This is a genomic window from Nocardia iowensis (assembly GCF_019222765.1).
Classification (GTDB): Bacteria; Actinomycetota; Actinomycetes; order Mycobacteriales; family Mycobacteriaceae; genus Nocardia; species Nocardia iowensis.
Genome location: NZ_CP078145.1, coordinates 4,544,427 through 4,568,790 on the forward strand (window position 1 = coordinate 4,544,427; position 24,364 = coordinate 4,568,790).

The 24,364-nt window shown below is 66.8% G+C and carries 20 protein-coding genes and 3 pseudogenes; 7 read left to right on the forward strand and 16 right to left on the reverse strand.

Features of this window, described 5'->3' with window-relative positions; translation table 11 throughout:
* The first annotated feature begins 167 nt into the window (after positions 1-167).
* Positions 168-932 (forward strand): SDR family NAD(P)-dependent oxidoreductase, encoded by a 765-nt coding sequence (locus KV110_RS20970; protein WP_218468982.1) that lies wholly within the window; start codon positions 168-170, stop codon positions 930-932.
* A 190-nt stretch (positions 933-1,122) separates the two neighbouring features.
* Here KV110_RS20970 and KV110_RS20975 read toward each other — a convergent pair whose 3' ends face one another.
* Positions 1,123-1,479, reverse strand: a complete 357-nt coding sequence (locus tag KV110_RS20975; protein ID WP_218468983.1) for an SOS response-associated peptidase family protein — start codon at positions 1,477-1,479, stop codon at positions 1,123-1,125.
* 558 nt (positions 1,480-2,037) lie between these two features.
* Here KV110_RS20975 and KV110_RS20980 point away from each other — a divergent pair.
* The 3 genes and pseudogenes from KV110_RS20980 to KV110_RS20990 form a co-directional block, all read left to right on the forward strand.
* A complete protein-coding gene (locus tag KV110_RS20980; protein ID WP_246634756.1) occupies positions 2,038-2,844 on the forward strand; it encodes an alpha/beta fold hydrolase in 807 nt (268 codons plus the stop codon).
* A 7-nt stretch (positions 2,845-2,851) separates the two neighbouring features.
* Positions 2,852-3,277: pseudogene (locus tag KV110_RS20985) on the forward strand (rhodanese-like domain-containing protein); the annotation flags it as partial.
* Between the two features lie 176 nt (positions 3,278-3,453).
* A pseudogene (locus tag KV110_RS20990) lies at positions 3,454-3,612 on the forward strand (recombinase family protein); the annotation flags it as partial.
* A gap of 326 nt (positions 3,613-3,938) precedes the next feature.
* On the opposite strand, the gene nuoN reads toward KV110_RS20990, so the two are convergent.
* The 15 genes and pseudogenes from nuoN to KV110_RS21060 all read right to left on the reverse strand — a co-directional run bounded on the left by nuoN (position 3,939) and on the right by KV110_RS21060 (position 20,768).
* Positions 3,939-5,564, reverse strand: coding sequence for an NADH-quinone oxidoreductase subunit NuoN (nuoN, locus tag KV110_RS20995; RefSeq protein WP_218468985.1), 1,626 nt, complete (start codon positions 5,562-5,564; stop codon positions 3,939-3,941).
* Positions 5,565-5,644: 80 nt separating this feature from the next.
* Entirely contained in the window at positions 5,645-7,270 is a 1,626-nt protein-coding gene (locus KV110_RS21000; protein ID WP_218468986.1) for an NADH-quinone oxidoreductase subunit M, read from the reverse strand.
* On the reverse strand, positions 7,267-9,153 hold the full coding sequence (gene nuoL, locus KV110_RS21005) for an NADH-quinone oxidoreductase subunit L (RefSeq protein ID WP_218468987.1): 1,887 nt from the start codon (positions 9,151-9,153) through the stop codon (positions 7,267-7,269). Before nuoL ends, KV110_RS21000 begins: the two co-directional genes overlap by 4 nt.
* A 1-nt stretch (position 9,154) precedes the next feature.
* Positions 9,155-9,454, reverse strand: a complete 300-nt coding sequence (gene nuoK, locus KV110_RS21010; protein WP_218468988.1) for an NADH-quinone oxidoreductase subunit NuoK — start codon at positions 9,452-9,454, stop codon at positions 9,155-9,157.
* Entirely contained in the window at positions 9,451-10,296 is an 846-nt protein-coding gene (locus KV110_RS21015; RefSeq protein ID WP_218468989.1) for an NADH-quinone oxidoreductase subunit J, read from the reverse strand. Before KV110_RS21015 ends, nuoK begins: the two co-directional genes overlap by 4 nt.
* Positions 10,293-10,871 (reverse strand): NADH-quinone oxidoreductase subunit NuoI, encoded by a 579-nt coding sequence (gene nuoI / locus KV110_RS41550; RefSeq protein WP_281427824.1) that lies wholly within the window; start codon positions 10,869-10,871, stop codon positions 10,293-10,295. The genes KV110_RS21015 and nuoI overlap by 4 nt, the downstream gene beginning before the upstream one ends.
* A gap of 15 nt (positions 10,872-10,886) precedes the next feature.
* Positions 10,887-12,119: pseudogene (nuoH, locus tag KV110_RS21020) on the reverse strand (NADH-quinone oxidoreductase subunit NuoH); the annotation flags it as partial.
* Positions 12,112-14,595, reverse strand: coding sequence for an NADH-quinone oxidoreductase subunit G (locus KV110_RS21025; protein WP_218468991.1), 2,484 nt, complete (start codon positions 14,593-14,595; stop codon positions 12,112-12,114). The gene KV110_RS21025 and the pseudogene nuoH, both read right to left, overlap by 8 nt.
* Positions 14,592-15,926, reverse strand: coding sequence for an NADH-quinone oxidoreductase subunit NuoF (gene nuoF / locus KV110_RS21030; protein WP_218468992.1), 1,335 nt, complete (start codon positions 15,924-15,926; stop codon positions 14,592-14,594). Before nuoF ends, KV110_RS21025 begins: the two co-directional genes overlap by 4 nt.
* A 1-nt stretch (position 15,927) precedes the next feature.
* Positions 15,928-16,707: an NADH-quinone oxidoreductase subunit NuoE gene (gene nuoE / locus KV110_RS21035; RefSeq protein WP_218468993.1), complete on the reverse strand. Its 780-nt coding sequence runs from the start codon at positions 16,705-16,707 to the stop codon at positions 15,928-15,930.
* Positions 16,704-18,038: an NADH dehydrogenase (quinone) subunit D gene (gene nuoD, locus KV110_RS21040; RefSeq protein WP_218468994.1), complete on the reverse strand. Its 1,335-nt coding sequence runs from the start codon at positions 18,036-18,038 to the stop codon at positions 16,704-16,706. The genes nuoE and nuoD overlap by 4 nt, the downstream gene beginning before the upstream one ends.
* Positions 18,038-18,811, reverse strand: coding sequence for an NADH-quinone oxidoreductase subunit C (locus KV110_RS21045; RefSeq protein WP_218468995.1), 774 nt, complete (start codon positions 18,809-18,811; stop codon positions 18,038-18,040). The genes nuoD and KV110_RS21045 overlap by 1 nt, the downstream gene beginning before the upstream one ends.
* Positions 18,808-19,362 carry a NuoB/complex I 20 kDa subunit family protein gene (locus KV110_RS21050; RefSeq protein ID WP_040735073.1) on the reverse strand — a complete coding sequence of 185 codons (555 nt, stop codon included), beginning with the start codon at positions 19,360-19,362 and terminating at the stop codon, positions 18,808-18,810. The genes KV110_RS21045 and KV110_RS21050 overlap by 4 nt, the downstream gene beginning before the upstream one ends.
* A gap of 50 nt (positions 19,363-19,412) precedes the next feature.
* A complete protein-coding gene (locus tag KV110_RS21055; RefSeq protein WP_218468996.1) occupies positions 19,413-19,793 on the reverse strand; it encodes an NADH-quinone oxidoreductase subunit A in 381 nt (126 codons plus the stop codon).
* 525 nt (positions 19,794-20,318) lie between these two features.
* Positions 20,319-20,768: an Rv3143 family two-component system response regulator gene (locus tag KV110_RS21060; protein WP_393539472.1), complete on the reverse strand. Its 450-nt coding sequence runs from the start codon at positions 20,766-20,768 to the stop codon at positions 20,319-20,321.
* 144 nt (positions 20,769-20,912) lie between these two features.
* Here KV110_RS21060 and KV110_RS21065 point away from each other — a divergent pair, with 144 nt between their 5' ends.
* The 3 genes from KV110_RS21065 to KV110_RS21075 are packed head-to-tail and all read left to right on the forward strand — an operon-like array spanning position 20,913 to position 24,260.
* Positions 20,913-22,454: a hypothetical protein gene (locus KV110_RS21065; protein ID WP_218468998.1), complete on the forward strand. Its 1,542-nt coding sequence runs from the start codon at positions 20,913-20,915 to the stop codon at positions 22,452-22,454.
* 4 nt (positions 22,455-22,458) lie between these two features.
* On the forward strand, positions 22,459-22,902 hold the full coding sequence (locus tag KV110_RS21070) for a hypothetical protein (protein ID WP_218468999.1): 444 nt from the start codon (positions 22,459-22,461) through the stop codon (positions 22,900-22,902).
* Positions 22,899-24,260, forward strand: coding sequence for an FHA domain-containing protein (locus tag KV110_RS21075; RefSeq protein WP_218469000.1), 1,362 nt, complete (start codon positions 22,899-22,901; stop codon positions 24,258-24,260). Before KV110_RS21070 ends, KV110_RS21075 begins: the two co-directional genes overlap by 4 nt.
* The last annotated feature ends 104 nt before the right edge of the window (positions 24,261-24,364 follow it).

Sequence of the window (24,364 nt, forward strand, 5' to 3'; positions counted from 1 at the left end):
TGGCGTCGACGAACAGCGCGGCGTGATCGAATACTGAGGTTCCGCGGTGACGGGTCGTCTTAGGTAGCCGGAGGCGACGCCCGCTGGGATCACGTTGTCCAAGCGGCGATCCTGACATCACCGCCACCCTTTCGCTCATCCAATCGGCGGGTGGGTATACGCCTGGCATGATCGAATACATGGTGGTTCCGCAGCGGCAGGTGGCGTTGGTGACGGGGAGTTCACGTGGGTTGGGTAGCGCGGTCGCGCACCGGCTCGCCGCCGATGGGATGGCTGTCGCCGTCAACGGTTTACGGGACGAGAAGGTGCAGGCTGTGGCGCGCGATATCCGCGATAAAGGCGGTGTCGCCGAAGCGTTTTCGGCCGACGTCACCGACGAGCATCAGGTACGCGAGCTCGTCGCGGCGATCACCGAACGCTTCGGTCCGGTCGATGTGTTGGTGTTTAATGCGACCGGGCCCCAACCGGAAGCGCCGCTGACCGATGTCGCATGGTCGGACCATCTGGGGCAACTCGACTTCTTCGTCAAAAGCCCTATCCTCCTCGGCCACCAGATAATCCCCGGTATGCAGGAACGCCGCTACGGCCGCATCGTGCACGTCGACTCCGAGGTCGCCGACCGCCCACCGCCGGGCCGCTCCGCCTACGCCACCGCCAAACACGCCCAGATCGGCCTCACCCGCAGTTGGGCCAGCGAACTCGCCCCGTTCGGCATCACCGTGAACACAGTCGCACCTGGCTTCATCCCCGTCGAGCGCCACACCGACGTCCCTGACACCACCCGAGACGCCTACCTCGCCACGGTCCCGATCGGCCGCTTGGGGATCCCCGATGACATCGCCAACGCAGTGAGCTTCTTCGCCTCACCCCAAGCCTCGTTCGTCACCGGCCAACGCCTCGTCATAGACGGCGGGCGCAGCCTCACCGCCTGACCCACCCCGCGAAATCGACCCGCTCTTGTTCGCCCCTCGAGGTTTCGACCTCTGGGGGTGCGCTGTCCCGTCAGCGATCACGATCAGCGGGACATGGTGGTGGCAAAAGGGGTAGTCGTAGCATCCGCCGAAAATCGGGCGGATATGGCGTAGCTCGTGTCGATGTGCGAATTCGACTGCTCGCCTGTGCTCAGTCACCAGCTTGACCCCCGGCAGTGGCGGAGCTGGTCAGCCATTCCTCTGCGAAGCCGGGCGGCACGAGCACGGGCATCCGGTCGTGGACGTCCGCGATGTGCGCGGCCGCGGCGTGCATGACGAGGCTGTAGCAGACGAACTCTGCGCCGTCCTCGGTGCGTCCGGGTCGGGCGACGGCCGCCAGGCCAAGCAGCTCGGCGTCGGGTAGTGCGAGGTGGTGCCAGAGCTTCTGTGGCTTCTGCATTTCGCGCCAGTAGGACGCGGGCACGATGGCCCGCTGTGGGAGCGGGCCGCGGCCGCGGGCTAGGCGCTCCGATCGAGAGTTGATCGACGGGAACATGTCGATTCTCACTCGACCTGCGAAAGTCTCACCAGATCCGGAAATCCGCGGGCGAGCCTCCTGAGCACGGGCATGGCCACGTCCAGCAGGTGGATCCCCTCGACGCTGGGCGCGTGGCGTTCGAGGACGTCGATCCGGTTCGCGAGTTCGTCTCGTAGCCGGGGAAACGGAACTTCGAAATGCGGTCCGGCCTCGTGTAGACGGCACCCCTCACGCGACGCTGGGCTGACGGTGTCGAACTGACGGCCACGTCGCAGGATTGGCTGATCGTCTCGGTGGGGCCGCCGCCCAGGCCGGCGGTGGGCGCGGTCAGGAGTCTTCGGACTCGGCCCGGTCGTCGCCCGCTCTACTTGAGGCGACACCGGACCGCAAGTGCCGATCAACGGAACTCGGCTATCGGAGTACGCGGTAGTCGTAGGTGGACCTCGCTGGCGAAGGCCCCCTGGCCCTCCTGGTAGTGGTTGCGGTGATCGCCTGGGCTCGTAGATTAGATCCAGTAACTCAATCCTGATCGACATGCTCCGACGGTGACGACCACGCATCGGGATATGGAGAGAAGCAGTGAACGAGATGACACTTCGTGTGACGTCCGCCGACGGTACGAGGATCGCCTACGACCGGAAAGGCACTGGCCCGGCGGTGATCCTCGTCGGCGGCACCCTAGACGACGGCGCTGAGAACGCGCCGCTGGCCCGGCTCCTTGCCAACCATTTCACGGTCTACAACTACGCACGACGCGGCCGGGGCGCCAGCGGTAATACACCGCCGTACGCGGTTGCGCGGGAGGTGGAAGACCTCGACGCGCTGATTGCGACAGCCGGCGGCTCAGCTCACGTGTACGGCGCCTCATCTGGCGGCGCCCTCGCGCTGGAGGCAGCAGCGGCAGGTTCGGCGATCGACAAGATCGCGGTGTGGGATGTGCCGTACGTGATCGGGGACGACCTGTGGCCGAGGTTCAACCAGTACCTCGCGGACACCCACGAGGCATACAAAGCCGGCCGGGACGAGGAGCTCCTGGAACTGTTCATGAGGCTTACCGGCGGACCCGACGCGGACATCGCGGCTGGCAAACAGCACCCGATGTGGGCCTCGTCCGTCGCGCTCGCCCACACGCTCGTCAAAGACGCCGTGATCCTCAATGACTACAAGATCCCCACGAACCGACTTGCCCGCATCACTCAGTCGGTCCTGGTGACCACCGAGGGTCCGACCACCGAGCCCCAGTTCGCAGGCCTCCCGACCGACTTCTTCGACCGCGCCGCGAAAGCGATAACCGCTGCCACACCCCAGACCGAACGACACACGCTCGACGGGCAGGGACACGTCGTCGCCCCCGAACTCATGGCCCGTGTACTGAAGACGTTCTTCAACCAGTAACCCGTTCCTGAACCTGCTCGCCCAGGGCGAGCGCACCGTCGACGCCATCGCGCACGCCACCGGCCAGAACGTGACCACCGCCTCGGCGAACCTGCAATCGCTCAAGTCCGGCGGCCTGGTCGAAGCCCGCCGCGAGGGCACCCGTCAGATCTACCGCCACGACGCCGGTGAGATCACCCTGATCGACGTGCGCCCGCACGAGGAATACGACGCCGGTCATATCCCTGGGGCGATCAGCGTCCCCCTCGCCGAGCTGGCCGCGCGCCTGGCCGAGCTGCCCGCCGATCGCGACATAGTCGCCTACTGTCGCGGGACCTACTGCGTGATGGCACCGGACGCGGTCCGCATCGCGCAGTCCTCGGGACGGCAGGTCAAACGCCTCGACGAAGGCATGCTCGAATGGGCCCTGGCCGGGCTGCCGGTGGACCGCTAGCCCGGAAGATCGCGCGGCGGGAGTGGGTCGAAAACGATCGTTTCTGTCCCACAACGGCTTCCGCCGGGCACCGGCACGCCGCCCAGGTCGCCACCGACCCGATTCGGGTCAGAACCCGTGTGCGGAATCTACGAGACGAAACCCCGGGTGTCGGCCCTTTATGGGACAGTTCCGGCATGGCTCGGTTCGGGTACGCGCAGGTGTCCACGCGAGGGCAGAAAGACGACTCCCAGATCGACGCGCTCACCGCGGCTGGGTGCGAACGGATCTGGGTGGACAAGGCATCGGGCAAGCTGGCGCGGCGCCCGGAGTGGGACAAATGCTTCGAATACCTGCGTCGCGGTGACGAATTCCCCGCAGACGCTCCAACTCCTCGTCCGCGAACATCCGCGTCGCCACGAACCCCAGCCTCCACCAACGCCGAACAACAACATCACCGGCAGCCAAGCACCAACCCGCCGACGACGCATGTCGAACCCGGAAACTGTTGCCTACCAGGCACCTACGCCATATACGCCCGATTTTCGGCGAATGCTACGGCTACCCCCAAAGTCCGAGAAGGCCCACGTGATGTCCCGTTTGATCATGAAAGGGGAAGGGGTGAGCCGCACACCCGGGGACGGGGTGTGCGGCTCGGGGGTGGTGGCTGGGGAACGGGTCCTCAGCGGACGAAGGTTGAAGCGCGGTCTGCCAAGTCGAGCAGCAGTTGGGGGAGGATGCCGAGGAGGATGGTGGCTCCGGCGCCGAAGGCGATTACGGCGGTGGTGAGGAAGGGGGTCACGATTATGGGGGCGTCGGTGGGTGGGTCGGTGAAGAACATGAGGACGATTACGCGGATGTAGAAGAACGCGGCGATGGCGCTGCAGATGACGCCGACGATTACCAGTGGGGTGGCCTCGCCTGCGGCGGCGGCTTCGAAAACGGCGAACTTGCTGACGAATCCGCTGGTGAGGGGCAGGCCGGCGAAGGACAGCAGGAACAGCGCGAAAACGCTGGCCAGCCAGGGGGAGCGGCGACCGAGGCCGGCCCATTGGGACAGTGTGGTGGCTTCGTCGCCCGCGGCATCGCGCACGAGGCTGACGACGGCGAAGGCGCCGACAGTACCGACGCCGTAGGCGACGAGGTAGAACAGCACCGCCGAGACGCCCTTGTCGTTCGCGGCGACCAAACCGGTCAGGATGAAACCGGCATGGGCGACAGAGGAATACGCGAGCATCCGCTTGACGTCGGTCTGCGTGATGGCCATGACCGCGCCCACCGCCATGGTGGCGATGGCGATGGCGGCCAGCACCGGACGCCAGTCGTCGCGCAGCCCGGGCACCGCGATGTGCAGCACGCGCAACAAAGCACCGACTGCGGCGATCTTGGTCGCGGCCGCCATGAACGCCGTAACCGGTGTCGGCGCACCCTGATACACATCGGGCACCCACGACTGGAACGGCACCGTGCCGATCTTGAACAACAGGCCGACCGCGAGCAGCGCGACGCCGAGCAGCGCGAGCAGCGCGTTGTCCGGGTGCAGTGCGATGGCATCGGCGATCCCGGCCAGCTCGACGGTCCCCGCCTGCCCGTACAGCAGCGCGACACCGTAGAGGAAGAACGCCGACGAAAACGCGCCGAGCAGGAAGTACTTCAGCGCCGCTTCCTGGGACAGCAACCGCTTGCGCCGCGCGAGCCCGCACAGCAGATACAGCGGCAACGACAGCACCTCGAGCGCGACGAACATGGTGAGCAGATCATTGGACGCCGGGAACAACAGCAACCCGCCGACCGCGAGCAGCGTCAACGGGAACACCTCGGTCGTCGCGATACCCGCACGAAGCGCGACCCGCTCCATCGAGCTACCCGGCACCGAAGACGCCTGCGGGGTAAACGCATCCACCCCACGCCCCAGCGTCGCCGCCGCCACGCTCCAGGTGCCGGGCCCACTGCGCGCCGCGACCCGAGGCTCGGCACCACGCTCGGCCATGAACAGCACCCCGAGGATCGACACCATCAAAATGGTGCCCTGCAAGAACAGCGTGACCCCGTCGATAGCGACCGCGCCGACCACCGCGGTCGCCTCGGTCCCCGCCAACCGCACCACCGCGACCAACGCGGCGATCAGCCCGAGGAGGCTCAGCAGCACCTGCGCGCCGAACCGGAACCGCCGCCCCATGAACGCCTCGACCAGCACGCTGATCACCGCGACGCCGAAGACGATGAGCATCGGCGAAAGCAGCCCGTATTCGATGCTCGGCGCCGGAATGGCTGCGGCGAGCGTTGTTCCGTAGTCCAAGGAAGTCACTTAGGCCGTCCTCGAGAAGGAGATCACGGTGGCGAGGCCCGCCGCGATGCGGGCGATGGCGACGCGAACACTGGTGCGACTCATTTGTGGACACCTCCGGGAAGATCGGCCTTACCCGCCTCGGGCAGCGGCGGCACCGTGGGCACTGGGTCGTGTTTGCCGATGGTCGTCAATGTCTGGCTCACCGCGGGATTGATGAAATCCAGGATCGGTTTCGGATAGACACCGAGGAAGATCAGCGCCGCGATCAACGGCACCACCACCGCGAGTTCGCGCGGGACCAGGTCGTAGATGCGTTCGCTGCCCTCCTTGACCGGCCCGGTCATCATCCGCTGGTAGAGCCACAGCACATACAGCGCCGCCAGCACCAGCGCACCGGTCGCGACGACCGCGGCGAACTGGTAGCGGCTGAATGTGCCGACCAGCACTAGGAATTCACTGATGAACGGCGCGAGGCCGGGCAGCGACAGGGTGGCCAGGCCCGCGATGAAGAAGGTGCCCGCCAGTACCGGCGCCACCTTCTGCACGCCACCGAAATCGGCGATGACCCGAGTGCCCCGGCGCGACACCAGGAATCCCGCGATCAGGAACAGCGCCGCGGTGGAAATGCCGTGGTTCACCATGTACAGCGTCGCGCCGGTCTGGCCCTGACTGGTCATCGCGAAGATGCCAAGGATGATGAATCCGAAGTGGGAGATCGAGGTGTAGGCGATCAACCGCATCACGTCGGTCTGCCCGATGGCCAGCAGCGCACCGTAGACGATGCCGATCACGGCGAGCGTGATCACCAGCGGCGCATAGGTATTCGACGCCTCGGGAAACAGCATCAGGCAGTAGCGCAGCATGCCGAAGGTGCCGACCTTGTCGACCACCGCCATCATCAGCACCGCGCTGGACGGTGTCGCGGCGACGGCGGCGTCGGGCAGCCAGGTGTGCAGCGGCCAGAGCGGCGCCTTCACCGCGAACGCGAACATGAATCCGAGGAACAGCGCGTTGAGCACCGCCGGTGCCGCGCCGAGCTGTCCGGAGTTGGCCGCGGCGACCACCGTGCGGAAGTCGAAGGTGCCCGCCGAATCGTCGCCGAGTCCTTCCCGAGCGGTGATCACGTACAACCCGATCACCGCGGCCAGCATGATCAGCCCGCCGAACAGGTTGTAGAGCAGGAACTTCACCGCCGCCCGCGACCGCTGCTGCCGCAGCTGCACATCCGCCGATCGCGGTCCGAAGCCACCGATGAGGAAGTACATCGGAATCAACATGGCTTCGAAGAACACGTAGAACAGCAGGATGTCGAGCGAGATGAAGGAAACCAGCACCATGGCCTCGACGAGCAGGGTGAGCGCCACATAGGTATGCGACACCCGCCGTCCGCTGCCGACCTCGCGTTCGTCGTGCCAGCCGGCCAGGATCAGCAACGGCACCAGCGCGGTGGTGAGCAGCACCAGCACCAGCGCGATCCCGTCCAGCCCGACGGTGTACCCGGCGCCGAACGCCGGAATCCACTCGTGGTCCTCGACGAACTGGTACTGCGCCCCACCGGGTTCGAAGCGCACCGCCAACACGACGGCGAACGCCAGCACCGCCACCGCCACCACCAACGCCACACAGCGCGCGAGCAGCCGTTGACTCGCGGGCAGCACCAGTACGACGACCGCACCGAGCACGGGTGCCAACCACAGAGTGGTCAACCAGGGAAAGTCCGTCACCACAACCTCACCGCCAGCAGGGCGGCAGCCACCAGGGCCGCGCCGGTGAACATGGACAGGGCGTAAGACCGCACGAAACCGGTTTGCACCGGCCGGATTCGGGCGGACAGGCCACCGATCAGCGCGGCCGTTCCGTTGACGATCCCGTCGATACCGCGGTTGTCGAGGAACACCAGCGCGCGGGTCAGGTAGCTGCCCGGCCGCATGAACGCCGCCTCGTTGATCGCGTCACCGTAGAGGTCCTTGCGGGCCGCGATGGTCAACGCGGACACGGCTTCCGGTGCGGTCTCCGGGATCTTGCGCTGTGCGTACTGGTAGTAGGCGAACCCGACCCCGGCCGCGACCACCGCCAGCGCGAGCGCCGTGACGACAGCCGCGGGGACGGCTTCCTCGCCGTGATGCGCGCCGACCACGGGTTCCAGCCAGTTCTGCAGCGAGGAGCCGAACGCGAACAACGCACCCGCCGCCACTGATCCGATGGCCAGCAGGATCATCGGTCCGGTCATCACCGCCGGTGCCTCGTGTGGATGGGTATCCGGCTTCCAGCGCCGCTCACCGAAGAAGGTCAGGAACATCACCCGCGTCATGTAGAACGCGGTGAGCCCCGCACCGAGCAGCGTCACCGTGCCGAGCACCAAACCGCTTACGCCGCCCTGGTTGAACGCCACTTCGATGATCTTGTCCTTGGAGAAGAACCCGGCGAACGGCGGCACCCCGATGATCGCGAGATAGCCGAGCCCGAAGGTGACGTAGGTGATCGGCAGCAACGTGCGCAATCCGCCGTAGCGGCGCATGTCGGTCTCGTCGTCCATCGCGTGCATCACCGAACCGGCCCCGAGGAACAACCCGGCCTTGAAGAACCCGTGGGTGAGCAGATGCATGATGGCGAAGGCGTACCCGGCCGGGCCGAGACCGGCGGCGAGCACCATGTAACCGATCTGGCTCATGGTCGACGCCGCGAGGGCCTTCTTGATGTCGTCCTTCGCGCAACCGACGATCGCACCGAACAGCAATGTCACCGCACCGACGAGCACAACCCCGAGCCGCGCGTCGGGCGCAAGGTCGAAGATCGGGCCGGACCGCGCGATCAGGTACACACCCGCGGTAACCATGGTGGCCGCGTGGATGAGCGCCGACACCGGGGTCGGGCCTTCCATCGCGTCCCCGAGCCAGGACTGCAGCGGCACCTGCGCGGACTTACCACACGCGGCGAGCAGCAACAGCAACCCGATCGCGGTCAGCGTGCCCTCCCCGGCCTGCGGCGCACCCGCGAAAACATCGGTGAAGTTGATCGAGCCGAACGTGGAGAACATAACGAACATGGCGATCGCCAGCCCCATGTCACCGACCCGGTTGACCACGAACGCCTTCTTGGCCGCCGTTGCCGCCGTCGGCTTGTGGTACCAGAACCCGATCAGCAGGTAGGACGCCAGGCCGACGCCTTCCCAGCCGAGGTAGAGCACCAGGTAGTTGTTCGCCAGCACCAGCAGCAGCATCGCCGCGAGGAACAGGTTGAGGTAGCCGAAGAACCGCCGTCGCCCGGGGTCGTGGCTCATGTAGCCGATGGAGTAGATGTGGATCAGCGAGCCGACACCGGTGATCAGCAGCGCGAAACATACTGAGAGCTGGTCCAATTGGAGGCTGAAGTCGACTTGCAGCCCGGCGGCGGGCACCCAGCTGAACAGGTCGGTGTGGATGCCGCGTTGCGCGGTGTCGCGGCCGAGCATGTCGACGAACGCGATCGCGGCGACCACGAACGCGGCCAGCGCCATCAGCGTGCCGAGCAGGTGACCCCATTTGTCGCTGAAGCGGCCGGTGAGCAGCAGGACGATCGCACCTGCCAGGGGCAGGGCTGGCAGCAGCCAGAGCGTTGCGGTATCCACGTCAGAACTTCAACAGGTTGGCGTCGTCGACCGAGGTCGAGCGGCGGGCGCGGAAGATGGTCATGATGATGGCAAGGCCGACAACGACTTCGGCCGCGGCGACCACCATGGTGAAGAACGCGAACACCTGACCGTCCAGGTTGGCGTGCAGCCTGGCGAAGGTGACGAACGCGAGGTTCACCGCGTTGAGCATCAGCTCGACGCACATGAAGACCACGATGGCGTTGCGCCGCAGCAGCACGCCGGCCGCGCCGATCGTGAACAGCAGGGCGGACAGGAACAGGTAGTTCTGGGGATTCACCGGTTGCCTTCCTCGTCGCTCTGGTTCTCGGTCCCGACCGAGATGACGGCCGCCTCAGCATCCGTAGCGACTGCTTGCAGGTCGCTCGAAACGATCAGCGCCCGGGTGCGGCGGTGCCGCAGGATGGTGCTGACCGACAGTTCCTCGAAGGAGCCGTCGGGCAGCCTGGCCGGAATGTCGACCGCGTTGTGCCGGGCGTAGACGCCAGGAGTGGGCAGCGGGGTCGCCCGGTGGCCTGTTTCGCGGAACCGGCGCACCGACATTTCCCGCTGACCGATCCGCGGGCCGAACTGCTCTCGGTGCGCGAGCACCATGGCGCCGATGGTGGCGGTGATGAGCAGCGCGCCGGTGAGCTCGAAGGCCCACACGTAGCGGACGAAGATCAGCTCGGCGAGTTCGCCGATCACGTTGCGTCCGGCGAATCCGGTGGCGGGGAAGGTGATTCCGGAGTCGCCGATGCCGCGGGCGATGCCGCTGATCAGCAGCAGCCCGAAGCCGAGACCGACCGCCGCCGCGGCGAGCTGTTGTCCGCGCAGGTTTTCCTTCAGCGATTCGGCCGAGTCGACACCGACCAGCATGAGCACGAACAGGAACAGCATCATGACCGCGCCGGTGTAGACGACGATCTGCACCACACCGAGGAACAGTGCGTCCTGCGCCATGTAGAACACGGCGAGCACGATCATGGTGGCGGCCAGGCAGATCGCCGAATGCACTGCCTTGCGGGCGAAGACCATGCCGAGCGCGCCGAGGGTGGCCAGCGGAGCCAGCACCCAGAAGTTCACCGCTTCGCCGGTGGAGGTCCGGGTGAGTGGTTCTGCGGCAAGGAGGAATTCGTTCATTGCGCCGCTCCTTCCACGCCTGCGGCGGCGGGTTGCTTCGCACCGTCCGGCACGGTGGCGCCGTTGGGTTCCGCGATGCTGCCGAGCACGTTGCCGAGGTAGTAGTCGCTCTCGTCGGTGCCCGGCTGCATCGCGTGCGGTGGCGGGGTCATGCCGGGTGCCAGCGGAGCGAGCAGCCGGTCCTTCTCGTAGATGAGGTCGGCGCGGTTGTCGTCGGTCATCTCGTAGTCGTTGGTCATGGTCAGCGCGCGGGTGGGGCACGCCTCGATGCACAATCCGCAGCCGATGCAGCGCAGATAGTTGATCTGGTAGACCTGCCCGTACCGCTCACCCGGCGAAAAGCGTTCGGTCTCGGTGTTGTCCGCGCCTTCGACGTAGATGGCGTCGGCCGGGCAGGCCCAGGCGCACAGCTCGCAGCCGATGCATTTCTCCAGCCCGTCCGGGTGCCGGTTGAGCTGATGGCGCCCGTGGTAGCGGGGCGCGGTCGGCACCTTCTGCTCCGGATAGAACTCGGTGTTGGGCTTCTTGAACATCGTCGCCGCGGTGACCACGAATCCGGCCAGCGGATCGAACAAGCCCGACTTGGCGACCGGGCGGGGGCGTTCGGGCAGCGGTGGTGTCGGGAAACCGAGGAACACCGCCGAATCCGACGCCGGTGCCGTGGGGATCGGCTCGGCGGGCGGTGGTGCGCCGCCCCGGCGTCCGGCGCGCAGGAACATTCCCACCATCAGGCCGGAGACCAGCAGGCCGCCGATGACCAGCGCCGGTGTCTGGATCTCGTAGCCCTCGGCCTGCAACACCCGAGCGGTGGCGACCAGCATCACCCACAGCAGCGCGGTCGGGATCAGCAGCTTCCAGCCGAGATTCATGAACTGGTCGTAGCGCAGGCGGGGCAGCGTGCCGCGCAACCAGATGAACACGAACAGGAACATCCACACCTTGGCGGTGAACCACAGCACCGGCCACCAGCCGGTGTTGGCGCCCTCCCACATGTTCAACGGCCATGGTGCCCGCCAGCCGCCGAGGAAAAGCGTGGTGGCGAGCGCGGAAACCGTTGCCATGTTGATGTATTCGGCCATCATGAACATGGCGAACTTCAGCGAGGAGTACTCGGTGTGGAAGCCGCCGACCAGTTCGCCCTCGGCTTCGGGCAGGTCGAACGGTGCCCGGTTGGTCTCACCGACCATCGAGATGCAGTAGATGAGGAACGAGGGCAGCAGCAGGAAGACATACCAGGTGCCCTCCTGCGCCTCGACGATGCCGGAGGTGGCCATGGTGCCGCCGAGCAGGAACACGGTGGCGAAGCACAGCGCCATCGCAATCTCGTAGGAAATCACCTGCGCGGTCGAGCGCAGCCCACCCAGCAGCGGATAGGTGGACCCCGAAGACCAGCCGGCCAGCACGATCCCGTACACACCGATCGAGGTGATGGCCAGGATGTAGAGCACCGCCACCGGCATATCGGTGAGTTGCAGCGCCGTCTGGTGGCCGAAGACGGAGACCTCGGGGCCGAACGGGATCACCGCGAACGCCATCACCGCCGGGATCAGCGAAATGATCGGCGCCAGAATGAAGATCGGCTTGTCCACGATGGCCGGGACGATGTCTTCCTTGAGCGCCATCTTCACGCCGTCGGCGATGCTCTGCAGCATGCCGTAGGGGCCGATCCGGTTCGGGCCGATGCGCATCTGCATGCGCGCCACGATCTTTCGTTCCGCGACCACCGCGATCATCGGGGTGAGCAGCAGGAAGACGAAGATGGCGAGGGATTTTCCGAGCACGAGCCACAACGGGTCGTGGCCGAAGAGGGACAGATCACTCATGCCTGTGCTCCTTCATCCTCTCGTCGGCGCGCCGCAGCTGCACGATGCCGCCGGGCTGGGTGGCCAACTGTTCGGCGATCGAGCTGCCGGGCGAGTGCTGGGGCAGCCAGACCACCCGGTCGGGCAGGTCGGTGATCACCAGCGGCAGCGTGATGGTGCCGTGGTCGCTGGCGACGGTCACCAGATCGTCGGTGGCGGCGCCGATTTCGGCGGCGGTGCCGGGGGACAGGCGGGCCACAGGTGTGCGGGCGATGCCGGGCAGGTTGGGTTCGCCGTCCTGCAGACGGCCGAGGTCGAGCAGCATCCGCCAGCTCGCCAGCACCGCGGTGCCCGGTCCGGGCTGGGTCAGCGGGTGTGGCCGGTGCGCGGGCGGTGCGACGGGTGCGCCGTCCCATGCGCCGAGTTCGGCGAGTTCGGCGCGCGCCGCGTCGGTGTCGGGCAGGCCGAGACGCACCTTCATCTCATCCGCGATGGCTTGCAGCACGCGCTGATCGGACAGCGGGGCGGACTGGCGGCGCACCATGTCGTCGCCGAGCGCGGCCGCGAACGGGCGTGGCCTGCCCTCCCAGGTGCGGAAGGTGCCGGACTTCTCCATCGCCGTGGCGACCGGGAACACGACGTCGGCACGGTCGGTGACCGCGCTGTGCCGCTGTTCCAGGCTGACGACGAACCGCGCGGCGTCGATGGCGGCCAGTGCGCCGTTCGGGTCCGGCAGGTCGGCGACGTCGACGCCACCGATCACCAGCGCACCGAGACCGGACGCGGCTTCGAGAATGGCGGCGGTGTCGCGGCCGGTCGTGACCGGCAGGTCCGGCACGTTCCATACGGCCCGAACCTGTTGGCGGGCAAGGGGATCTGCTACGGGGCGACCGCCGGGCAGCAGGCCGGGCAGCGCACCGGCTTCGACCGCGCCCCGCTCACCGGCGCGGCGCGGCACCCAGGCCAGCGCGGCACCGGTCTCGTCGGCGAGCCGCACGGCGGCCGAGAACGCGCCGGGGATACCCGCCATCCGCTCACCGACCATGATCACCGCGCCCGGTTCGCGCAGCAATCGACCGACATCGGCGAGCTGGGTGGGATCGGCGCCCGGCGCCGCGGAATCGCCGGTGCGGACCGCGTCGAGCAGATGCGGTTCGGCACCCGGCATGGCCTGCATCAGCTTGCCGGACATGCGGTCCAGTCCGCGCGAGGAGTAGGGCGCCAGCGAGTAGATCGGCATGCGACGCTTGCGGGCGGCCTTGCGCAGTCGCAGATAGACGATCGGCGACTCTTCTTCCGGCTCGAATCCGACGAGCAGGACGATCGGCGCGGCCTCCAGGTTGTCGTAGCTGACCGTCATGCCCTGGCCCGCGACGCGTGCGGCGAGGAAGTCGGCCTCCTCGGCCGAGTGCACCCTGGCGCGGAAGTCGACATCATTGGTGCCCAAGGCGATTCGGGCGAACTTGGCGTAGGCGTAGGCGTCCTCTTCGGTGACCCGGCCACCGACCAGCACACCGGCGCTGCCGAATGCAGCGGCCAATCCTTCCGCGGCCGCGGCGAGGGCTTCGGACCAGGAGGCGGGTGCCAGGTTGCCGTCCCAGCCGCGGACCAGCGGCGTGCTGAGGCGGTCGCGTTCGGTCGCGTAGGCGAATGCCCAGCGGCCCTTGTCGCAGTTCCATTCCTCGTTGACCTGCGGGTCGTCCCCGGCCAGTCGGCGCAGCACCTTGCCGCGGCGGTGATCGGTGCGCTGTGCACAGCCGGATGCGCAGTGCTCGCACACATTCGGGCTCGACACCAGATCGAACGGGCGGGCGCGGAACCGGTAGCTGGTGCCGGTCAGCGCGCCGACCGGGCAGATCTGCACGGTGTTGCCGGAGAAGTAGGAGTCCAGCGGTTCGGCCTGTGCGGTGCCGACCTGTTGCAGCGCACCACGTTCCAGCAGTTCGATGAACGGGTCACCGGCGACCTGCTGGGAAAACCGGGTGCAGCGCGCGCACAGCACGCAGCGTTCTCGGTCCAGCAACACGGCGGTGGACAGCGGAATCGGCTTGGGAAAGGTGCGTTTCTCGCCCTCGAACCGGGATTCGGCGCGCCCGGAGGACATCGCCTGGTTCTGCAGCGGGCACTCGCCGCCCTTGTCGCACACCGGGCAGTCGAGCGGGTGATTGATGAGCAGCAGCTCCATCACGCCCTTTTGTGCCTTGTCGGCCACCGGGGAGGTGAGCTGGGTGCGCACCACCATGCCGTCGGTGACGGTCATCGTGCACGACGCGACCGGCTTGCGCTGGCCCTCGACCTCGACGATGCACTGGCGGCAGGCACCGACCGGGTCGAGCAGCGGGTGGTCGCAGAACCGGGGGATCTGGATGCCGATGAGCTCGGCCGCCCGGATCACCAGGGTGCCCGCGGGCACGCTGACGGTGGTGTCATCGATGGTGACGCTCACCAGGTCGGCGGGCACGACCCCGCTGGTATTGGTGTTCACGGTGGCTGTCATCGCACTCCTTCCGTGTCTCGTGGTCCACCCGCGGCCCACGCGGTGGACCACGCGGGGTCGAACGGACACCCGCCGTGTTCGAAGTGGGCGATGTACTCGTCGCGGAAGTACTTCAGCGAGGAGAAGATCGGGCTGGCCGCGCCGTCGCCGAGCGCGCAGAACGACTTGCCATTGATGGTGTCGCTGATGTCGAGCAGCTTGTCCAGGTCGGCCTCGGTGCCCCGGCCCTGCTCGATGCGTTCGAGCAGTTGGACGAGCCAGTAGGTGCCTTCCCGGCACGGAGTGCACTTGCCACAGGATTCGTGGGCGTAGAACTCCGTCCAGCGCAGCACGGCGCGCACCACGCAGGTGGTGTCGTCGAAGATCTGCAATGCCTTGGTGCCCAACATGGATCCGGCCGCCGCGACACCCTCGTAGTCGAGTGGCACGTCGAGGTGTTCGTCGGTGAACAGCGGCGTCGACGAACCGCCGGGAGTCCAGAACTTCACCGTGTGCCCGTCGCGTACGCCACCGGCATAGCCGAGAAGTTCGCGCAGGGTGACACCGAGCGGCGCCTCGTACTGGCCGGGCCGATTCACGTGCCCGGACAGCGAGTAGAGGGTGAAACCGGGGGACTTCTCGGTGCCCATCGAGCGGAACCACATGGTGCCGTTGAGGATGATCGGCGGCACACTGGCAATGGATTCCACGTTGTTCACCACGGTCGGGCAGGCGTAGAGCCCGGCGACGGCGGGGAACGGCGGCCGCAGCCTGGGCTGGCCGCGCCGGCCTTCCAGCGAATCGAGCAGCGCGGTTTCCTCGCCGCAGATGTAGGCGCCCGCTCCGGCGTGCACGATGAGTTCGAGGTCGTAACCGGAGCCGAGGATATTGCGACCCAAAAATCCTGCCTCGTAGGCCTGCGCAACCGCGGCTTGCAGTCGGCGCAGCACCGGCACCACCTCACCGCGTACGTAGATGAACGCGTGCGCGGCGCGGATGGCGTAGGAGCCGATGATGATGCCCTCGATCAGCGCGTGCGGGCTGGACAGCATCAGCGGAATGTCTTTACAGGTACCGGGTTCGGATTCGTCGGCGTTCACCACCATGTAATGCGGTTTGGTGACGCCGTCGGGTCCCGCGCCCTGCGGGATGAAGCTCCACTTCATGCCCGTCGGGAAGCCCGCGCCGCCGCGGCCGCGCAGTCCTGCGTCCTTGACGGTCTGGATGACCTGGTCCGGCTCCATCGCCAGCGCTTTGCGCAGGGCCTGGTAGCCGTCGTGGCGGCGGTAGGTGTCCATCGTCCACGACTGCGGGTCGTCCCAGTACCGGGTGAGTACGGGGGTCAGCGTCATCTCAGGCGCCCTCCGAATCCTGTTGCGGCGCTGAACTTTCCAAGAGCGCTGGGATTTCCGCGGCGGCGGGAGCTCGCATGTTCTGTTCGCGAGCGACCTGGAGTCCGGCCAGGGTGGCCTCGCCCGCCGCGCCGTCGAGCACGCCCGGTCGCTCGTCGGGGAAACCGGCGAGGATGCGCGCGGTCTCCTTGAACGTGCACAGCGGTGCGCCGCGCGTCGGCGTCACCTGCTGACCCGCGCGCAGCGCATCGACCAGGGCCTGCGCCGATTCCGGGGTCTGGTTGTCGAAGAACTCCCAGTTGACCATGATCACCGGCGCGAAATCGCAGGCCGCGTTGCATTCGACATGCTCGAGGGTGATCTTGCCGTCGGTGGTGGTGTCCCCGTGCCCGATGCCGAGATGCCGCTCCAGCGCGGCCAGGATGGCGTCGCCACCCATCACGGCGCACAGCGTGTTGGTGCACACGCCGACGTGGTAGTCGCCGGTCGGGGTGCGCCGGTACATCGAGTAGAACGTCGCCACCGCGGTGACCTCGGCGCCGGTCAAACCCAGCTGGTCGGCACAGAAGTCGATGCCGGTGCCGGTGACGCAGCCCTCCTCGGACTGCACCAGGTGCAGCAGCGGCAGCAGCGCCGACCGCGGGTCCGGGTAGCGGGCGATGATCTCCTTCGCATCCAACTCCAGGCGCTCACGGATGAACGGCTGATACGGCTCGGGCCGGACGGACAGTTTCAGCAGAATGGCTGCGCCGGATTGCGCTTCGGTGCGCTCGATAGTCATCGGTCAACTCCGCCCATCACGGGGTCGATGCTGGCGACCGCGGCGATGACGTCGGCGACCATGCCGCCCTCGCAGGTCGCCGCCACCGCTTGCAGATTGGTGAACGAGGGGTCGCGGTAGTGCACCCGGTAGGGCCGGGTGCCGCCGTCGCTGACCATGTGCACGCCGAGTTCGCCGCGTGGTGACTCGACGGCGGTGTACACCTGGCCCGCTGGCACCCGAATGCCCTCGGTGACCAGCTTGAAGTGGTGGATGAGTCCCTCCATGGACGTGCCCATGATCTTGCCGATGTGCTTGGGGGAGTTGCCGAGTCCGTCCGGGCCGAGTTCCAGATCGGCGGGCCAGGCGATCTTCTTGTCGTCGACCATCACCGGGCCGGGGCGCAGTTTGTCCAGGCACTGTTCGACGATCTTGAGCGATTCCTTCATCTCGTCCACCCGGATCACGTAGCGGCCGTAGCAGTCACAGCCGGTGGTGGTGGGGATGTCGAATTCGTAGTTCTCGTAACCGCAGTACGGCTGGGATTTGCGCAGGTCGTGCGGCAGGCCGGTGGCGCGAAGCACCGGACCGGTGATGCCGAGAGCCATGCAACCTTGCAGGTTGAGGTAGCCGATGTCCTGCGTGCGGGCCTTCCAGATCGGGTTCGAGGTGAGCAACTGCTCCATGTCGCGCAGTCGCTTCGGCATCAGGGCAAGCAGCTCACGGACCTTGGCGACGCCGTCGTCGGGCAGGTCCTGGGCGAGCCCGCCCGGCCGGATGTACGCGTGGTTCATCCGCAGGCCGGTGATGGTCTCGAACACGTCCAGGATCAGTTCGCGTTCGCGGAAACCGAACAGCATCGGGGTGAGCGCACCGAGCTCCATGCCGCCGGTGGCCAGCGCCACCAGGTGCGAGGAGATCCGGTTCAGCTCCATCAGCATGACCCGAATGATGTTGACCCGCTCCGGGATCGCCTCGGTGATGTCGAGCAGTTTCTCCACGCCGAGGCAGTACGCCGTCTCGTTGAAGAACGGCGACAGGTAGTCCATCCGGGTGACGAAGGTGACGCCCTGGGTCCAGTTCCGGAATTCGAGGTTCTTCTCGATTCCGGTGTGCAGGTAGCCGATTCCGCAGCGCGCCTCGGTGACCGTCTCACCCTCGATCTCCAGGATCAACCGCAGCACGCCGTGCGTGGACGGGTGCTGGGGGCCCATGTTGACGACGATGCGTTCCTCGCCCGCACCGCGGAGCGAGTCGGCGACTTCTTCCCAGTCCTGTCCCGCGACAGTGACAACAGTGGGTTCCGGACCGGCGTCACCAGTGACATCGGCCCGGGTATCAACATCGTTCATCAGCTGTAAGCCCTCCGCTCGTCGGGCGGCGGTATCCGCGCGCCCTTGTACTCGACCGGGATCCCGCCGAGCGGGTAGTCCTTGCGCTGGGGGTGACCGCGCCAGTCGTCGGGCATCAGGATTCGAGTGAGCGAGGGGTGCCCGTCGAAGATGATGCCGAAGAAGTCGTAGGTTTCCCGCTCGTGCCAGTCGGTGGTCGGGTACACCGCGTACAGCGACGGGATGTGCGGGTCGGCGTCCGGTGCGGACACCTCGACGCGCAGGCGACGGTTGTGCGTGATCGACATGAGCGGGTACACCGCGTGCAGTTCCCGGCCCGCGTCCTCCGGGTAGTGCACGCCGCTGACGCCGAGGCACAGCTCGAATCGCAGTGCGGCATAGTCACGCAACACTTGGGCGACGGCCACCAGGTGTTCGCGGTGCACGTGCAGGGTCAGTTCGCCGCGGAAGACGACAACCTTCTCCAGCGCGGTCTCGAACCGGATGCCGACCGCACCGAGCGCGGCGCGCACCGCGTCGACGATCTCGTCGAAGTAGCCGCCGTAGGGCGCCGGGGTGCTGCCGGGCAGGCTGACCGGGCGGACCAGCCTGCCGTAGCCGGAGGTGTCGCCGGTGCCGGTGACACCGAACATGCCGTGGCGCACGCCGATCACCTCGGCTCCGGACGCCTGCGGTTCGTCCGCGCCGGGCAGCGTGCCTTCCGGGCCCGCCGTTGCGGCCGCGTCGATTTCGTCGTGCGCGGTGGTGGTTTCGTCGGGAGAATCGAACGTCATCGCAGCAGACCCTCCATTCGGATGGTCGGTGTGGAGGCCAGTGCCGCCGCTTCGGCGGCGCGGACGGCCTCTTCGCGATTGACGCCCAGCGGCATCTCCTGAATCTTTGCGTGCAGTGCCAGGATCGCGTTCAACAGCATCTCCGGCCGCGGCGGGCAGCCGGGCAGGTAGATGTCGACCGGCACCACATGGTCGACGCCCTGCACGATGGCGTAGTTGTTGAACATGCCGCCCGAGGACGCGCACACGCCCATGGCGAGCACCCATTTCGGTTCGGTCATCTGGTCGTAGACCTGCCGCAGCACCGGTGCCATCTTGTTGCTGACCCGGCCCGCGACGATCATCAGATCGGCCTGCCGCGGCGAGGCGCGGAACGCCTCCATGCCGAAGCGGGCGATGTCGAAACGGCCTGCGCCGGTGGCCATCATCTCGATGGCGCAGCAGGCCAGACCGAAGGTGGCGGGCCACAGCGAGCCCTTACGCAAATATCCGGCGAAATCTTCGACCGTGCTCAGCAGAAAGCCACTGGGCAGTTTTTCCTCTAGCCCCATATCCGACTAACCTTCACTTCCACTCGTCGCCCGAACACACTGCGCGGCAATCACTCCCAACTGAGGCCACCGCGTCGCCATTCGTAGGCGTAGGCCACGGAGACGTTGAAGATGAACAGCGCCATCGCGGCGAGACCGAAGAGACCGAGCGCATCGAAGTGGACTGCCCACGGGTAGAGGAACACGATCTCGATGTCGAAGATGATGAACAGCATGGCGGTGAGGTAGTACTTCACCGGAAAGCGTTGGCCGGTCACGTTTCCCGGCCCGCCCGCGATGGCGTGCGGGGTCGGTTCGATACCGCATTCGTACGCCTCGAGCTTGGCTCGGTTGTACCGCTTCGGCCCGACCAGGGCCGCCATGATGATGGTGAACACCGCGAACGCCGCAGCGACCGCGCCTAATACAAGAGTCGGCACCTCGATATTCACAACTGCCCTCCCTCCAATGTGAGCCGGCCCCTCCTTGGGACCTGGAGCCTGCGGGTGGGTCGCCCGTTGCCGGACGGCAGCTTCCGAGGCGGGCTGACGTCGTTGTCCGCCTCGGCCAGACTCGCCCCATGGCCTGCTCGAGGCGGGTAAGGCTGGTGCCCGCGCTCCTGTGAGCTAGGGCACAGCCTACAACTGATCGGTCTGAGTGCCGCGGGATTGACTGCTGCGTTTGATCTAATTCGTGACGCCGATTCATGACTGAAACGGGGGTAATCCGGGTCGTTGTCACGTGACGTTGGTTGACCGGTCAGTCCGTACCGCGAAAACCTCGTGCTGGCCGATGTTTTCGCCGTTCCGACCCGCCTCCTACGCCGTCACAGACCTTCGCGGCGCCGCACAGCGCATACAACCGTTGTGTCGCGCGCGAAACCTCTGTGATGCCAAAGCGCTAGCTGCGGACCGCCCCCGAGGGTCGGTGCGATTAATGCGCAGACTGCATGAATGCGTGCGCTGAAGCCGAACTGCTCAGGCTGCTGAGCGGTTGCGGAGCAGACCGACTACGGCCTCGGTGAGGCGGATCGGATCGATGGGGTGGGAGACCGCTGCTTCGGCGCGGGACCAGTTGGCCAGCCAGGCGTCGTCCGGGCGACCGGTGAGCACGAGCACCGGTGGGCAGTGGTCGATTTCGTCCTTGAGTTGTTTGGCGATGCCGAGCCCGCCGGTGGGGGCCGACTCGCCGTCGAGGATGGCGAGGTCGATGCCGCCCGCGTCCATGTGCTGGATCACCACGGGGCCGGTGGCCACTTCGAGGTAGTCGAAGGCGGGTAGTTCCGGGTGCGGGTGTTTGCCCAGTGCCAGGATCACCTGGCGCCGCGTATCGGCGTCATTGCTGTACACGAGTACCCGCAGCGGGGTGGAACGCGTCGAGTCGGCCACGACCGCATGATATGTCGGCAAAGCTCCCTCCCGTGGCATGTTCGGCTAGATCACCTCGCGCGTCGCCCGCACACCTGCGTGCCCGGCTCTCGCACTTCGCCGCAGCCAGATGCCATTCACCCGACGCCGGGAGCACGGGTGATCGTAAGTTGGCGATAAGCGGGTGGCGGTAGAGTCCGGCCAATGCGGGGCGATCTCACCCCGGCCCTCGTCGACAGCGACGTGTGGGCCGATGAAATGCTGGACAGGGCCGGAATTCCGGTGGTCGATGTGCCGTTCGTGACGATCGGCAGTGGGATCGGCTCGTTCGTCACCTATGACACGTTGCGGATCTTCGGGGTGCCCGCGCAGTCGATGGCGGTGCTGGGCCCGCAGGAGCATCCGTGGGCGTCGTATGAGTATCTGACCCGGGTGTCGCAGATTCCGCGCGGTGAGCGGTTGCGCAGCGATTCGGCGTCGGAGCCGGACAATATCTGGGGCTTTCCCTCCTACGCGGTGCGCGAGGCCATCGCGGACAAGTCGATCAAGCCGCTGTGGAACGTCTTCGTGGAGCCGATCTTCGCGAACTACTACACGCCGCGGGCGGGGATGGCATTCGTCGGGATGGAGCGCGAATTCCACCGCATCGGCTACGCGAGCTCGTTGCATCGCGGGCAGGTTCGCATGGTGCGCAAGCGGCACGGTGGCGGCTATTTCACCATCCTCACCCCGCCCGTGGGATCGACGCCGACCAAGCGGGTGGCGTTTCGCAGCACGTATGTGCATGTGGCGGTGGGATATCCGGGTTTGAAGCTGCTGCCGGACCTGCAGGAGTATCGGGAGAAGCATCGCGATCCGACGCGGGTGGTGAACGCGTACGAGCCGCACGAGCACGTCTATCAGGCGTTGCAACGCAGGCCGGGAACGGTGCTGATCCGAGGCAGCGGGATCGTCGCGAGCCGGGTGCTACAGCGGCTCATCGACGACCGGGACACCATGCGGCTGAACACTCAGATCCTGCACCTGTTCCGCACCTACGTCGCCAAGGCACACGGCAAGAATCTGTTCAACCGGCGCAAAGGCGGCGACGGCTGGGCGTACCAGGGCTTCAACTACCCCAAATCGGTGTGGGGCGGCCAGCTCAAGCAGAAGATGCGCAACCTGCAAGGGGAGCAGCGAGCGGCGGCGTACCAGGAGATCTCCGGTACCAATACGCCGATCCGGTCCTCATGGCAGGAGCAGCTGCGTCGCGGACGCAAGCAGGGGTGGTATCAGGTGATGGCCGGGACCATGCGCGCGCCACGGCCTGCCGAGGGACGGCAGGGCGTGGTAGCCACCATCATTCCGGACACAACGGCGGAGCTGCCGTTCCCGCCGCCGACACAACCGTTCGACACGACGGTGGACTACATCATCGACTGCACCGGACTCGAGGCCGATATCCGGGAGCATCGGTTGCTCGCCGATCTGCTGGATCACACCGGTGCCGGGCGCAACCCGGTCGGGCGGCTCGACGTCGACACCACTTTCGAGCTGATCGGCACCCGAAGTGGCACCGGGCGCATCTACGCATCCGGTAGCGCGACGCTCGGCGGGCCGTTCGTCGGGGTGGACACCTTCCTCGGCCTGCAGATCGCCGCGCAAGAAATCGCGGACGATCTTGCGGCGCTGGGGTTCTGCCGCCGGATGGGTCCGCTGCGCTCGACGAGCCAGTGGTGGTCCTGGGTCACGAACAAGAAGATCTGAGCTGATGCTGCCAACCTTGAACGGGCGAATTCAGACCCGTGTGCTCGCGCTGAGCGTGATCGGATGCTTCGTCGCGCTGATCATCACACCATTGCTGCCGACCGGATCGCTGAGTCTCGGACAGGCCTACCGGGTGACGCTGTCGGTCCTGCTCGGCACCGTTCTGGTCGGGGTGCTGTGGGAGTTGCTTTACCATTTCCTGCAACAGTTCCGCTGGGAAAAGGATTGGCCGACGCTGTTCGGCTTTCTGACCATGGTCAACGAGGGGGCGCTCATGTGGGTCCTCGTCCGTCACACGACCATCGTGCTGCCCGAGTCGCTGCGCCCGTCGCTGACCGCGTTCCTCATCCAGTTCATCCTCACCTGGATCGTGTTCTGGCTCATCGTGAACGGTCCGATGCGAGTGGTGTTCCATCGGTGGCGATTTCAGGGCGGCAGATTCGTGTGAGCAGGCAGATCGAGGTCATGCCCGGTCGGCACCTGGTGGCCGCCGCCGGGGGTGTGGTCGTGGTGGTCGCGCACCGGCTGGACACCGCGGTGACCGCGGATTCGGTGGCGGCGCGCGCGATGACGGCGTTGCTCGGGATCGTGCGGCAGGCCGCCTCGAACGAACCGCGGCGCAGCGGGCGCACGTTGGCGCGGCTGGCGACGAGCTGGTTGATGGGTTTGGCGAACGGGGACGAGGACGCGGTCGAGTTCGGGGTGATCACGCCGGGGGAAACCGGGATCGCGGTGTTTCTGCACGGTGAGGTGACGGCGGTGCTGGCCGGGTCGCAGGGCGCGGAGATTCTGCGCGGGCGCGACGCCGGGTTCACTGTCGATCGGGTGGTGACGCCCGCGCCGGGGATCGGGGCCGGGTTGTTCGTGGACGAGCCGGGACGCGCGGTCGAGACGCTGCCCGAGCGTGGGTTTTTCGCGTTGACGGAAGGGACCGCGCCGGGGTCGGGCGCGGTGCTGTGGTTCGGTGCGGCCGGTGAGAGTATGCCCGCCGCAAAGCCGGTGCCGCAGCGGGCATCCCAGCCGCACAGTGGACCGGATCTGCGCAAGCGTGACGAATCCATGGATGCGCCAACAGAGTCCTACAGCGGCCAAGCGGTGCCACGGACCGCGCCGCGGGAGCCGGTTGCGCAGGATGTCTCGACAGGTGCTGAGCCGCCACGCTCCGGCGGCGGCCCGTCAGATGGTCCGGCCAGGCCGGACATCTCGAAGGCCGAAGGTAATCCCGCGCGCGGCTTCGTCAGCGATATCGACTTCGTAGAGACCGTGGTGCCCGCGGAGACGTTGGTGTCGCGCGTGCCCGACAGCGCCACCGTGCGCGAGTCGGCCCAGCCAGGTGTGATCGTCAAGGGATTCAAGTGCGCGCGTGATCATCACAATGATCCGCGGGTGTCGTTCTGCGCGGTGTGTGGCATTCGAATGGATCAGCTGACCTGCGTGCTCACCGATGGTGTGCGCCCGCCGCTCGGTCTGCTGCTACTCGACGACGGCACCTCGTTCGTCCTCGACAACGATTGCGTGCTCGGCCGCGAACCCGAGCATGCCGAAGCGGTTGCTCGCGGCGCGCGCCCGGTGCGGCTCGAGGACCGTTCCGGTGGAATGTCGCGCGCCCACGCGGAGATTCGGCTCATCGACTGGGATGTCACCGTTGTCGACGGTGGCTCGACCAACGGAACCCACATCCGCCAACCCGGCCATCCGGATTGGACCAGGGCCATTCCCGGGCATCCGGTGAAACTGGTCCCCGGCGCCCAGGTCCAGCTCGGCGGGCGTGTCGCCACCTTCGACTCCCAGCACGGTCAGCTGTAATTTCGGGCAACTTCTCCCCAGTTGTCGCCATTGGAGATGATCATCCTGGTTGTGGTTCTACTTGGGTATGAATTCCACAGGTGGCTCACGTGGAGTCGGCCGTC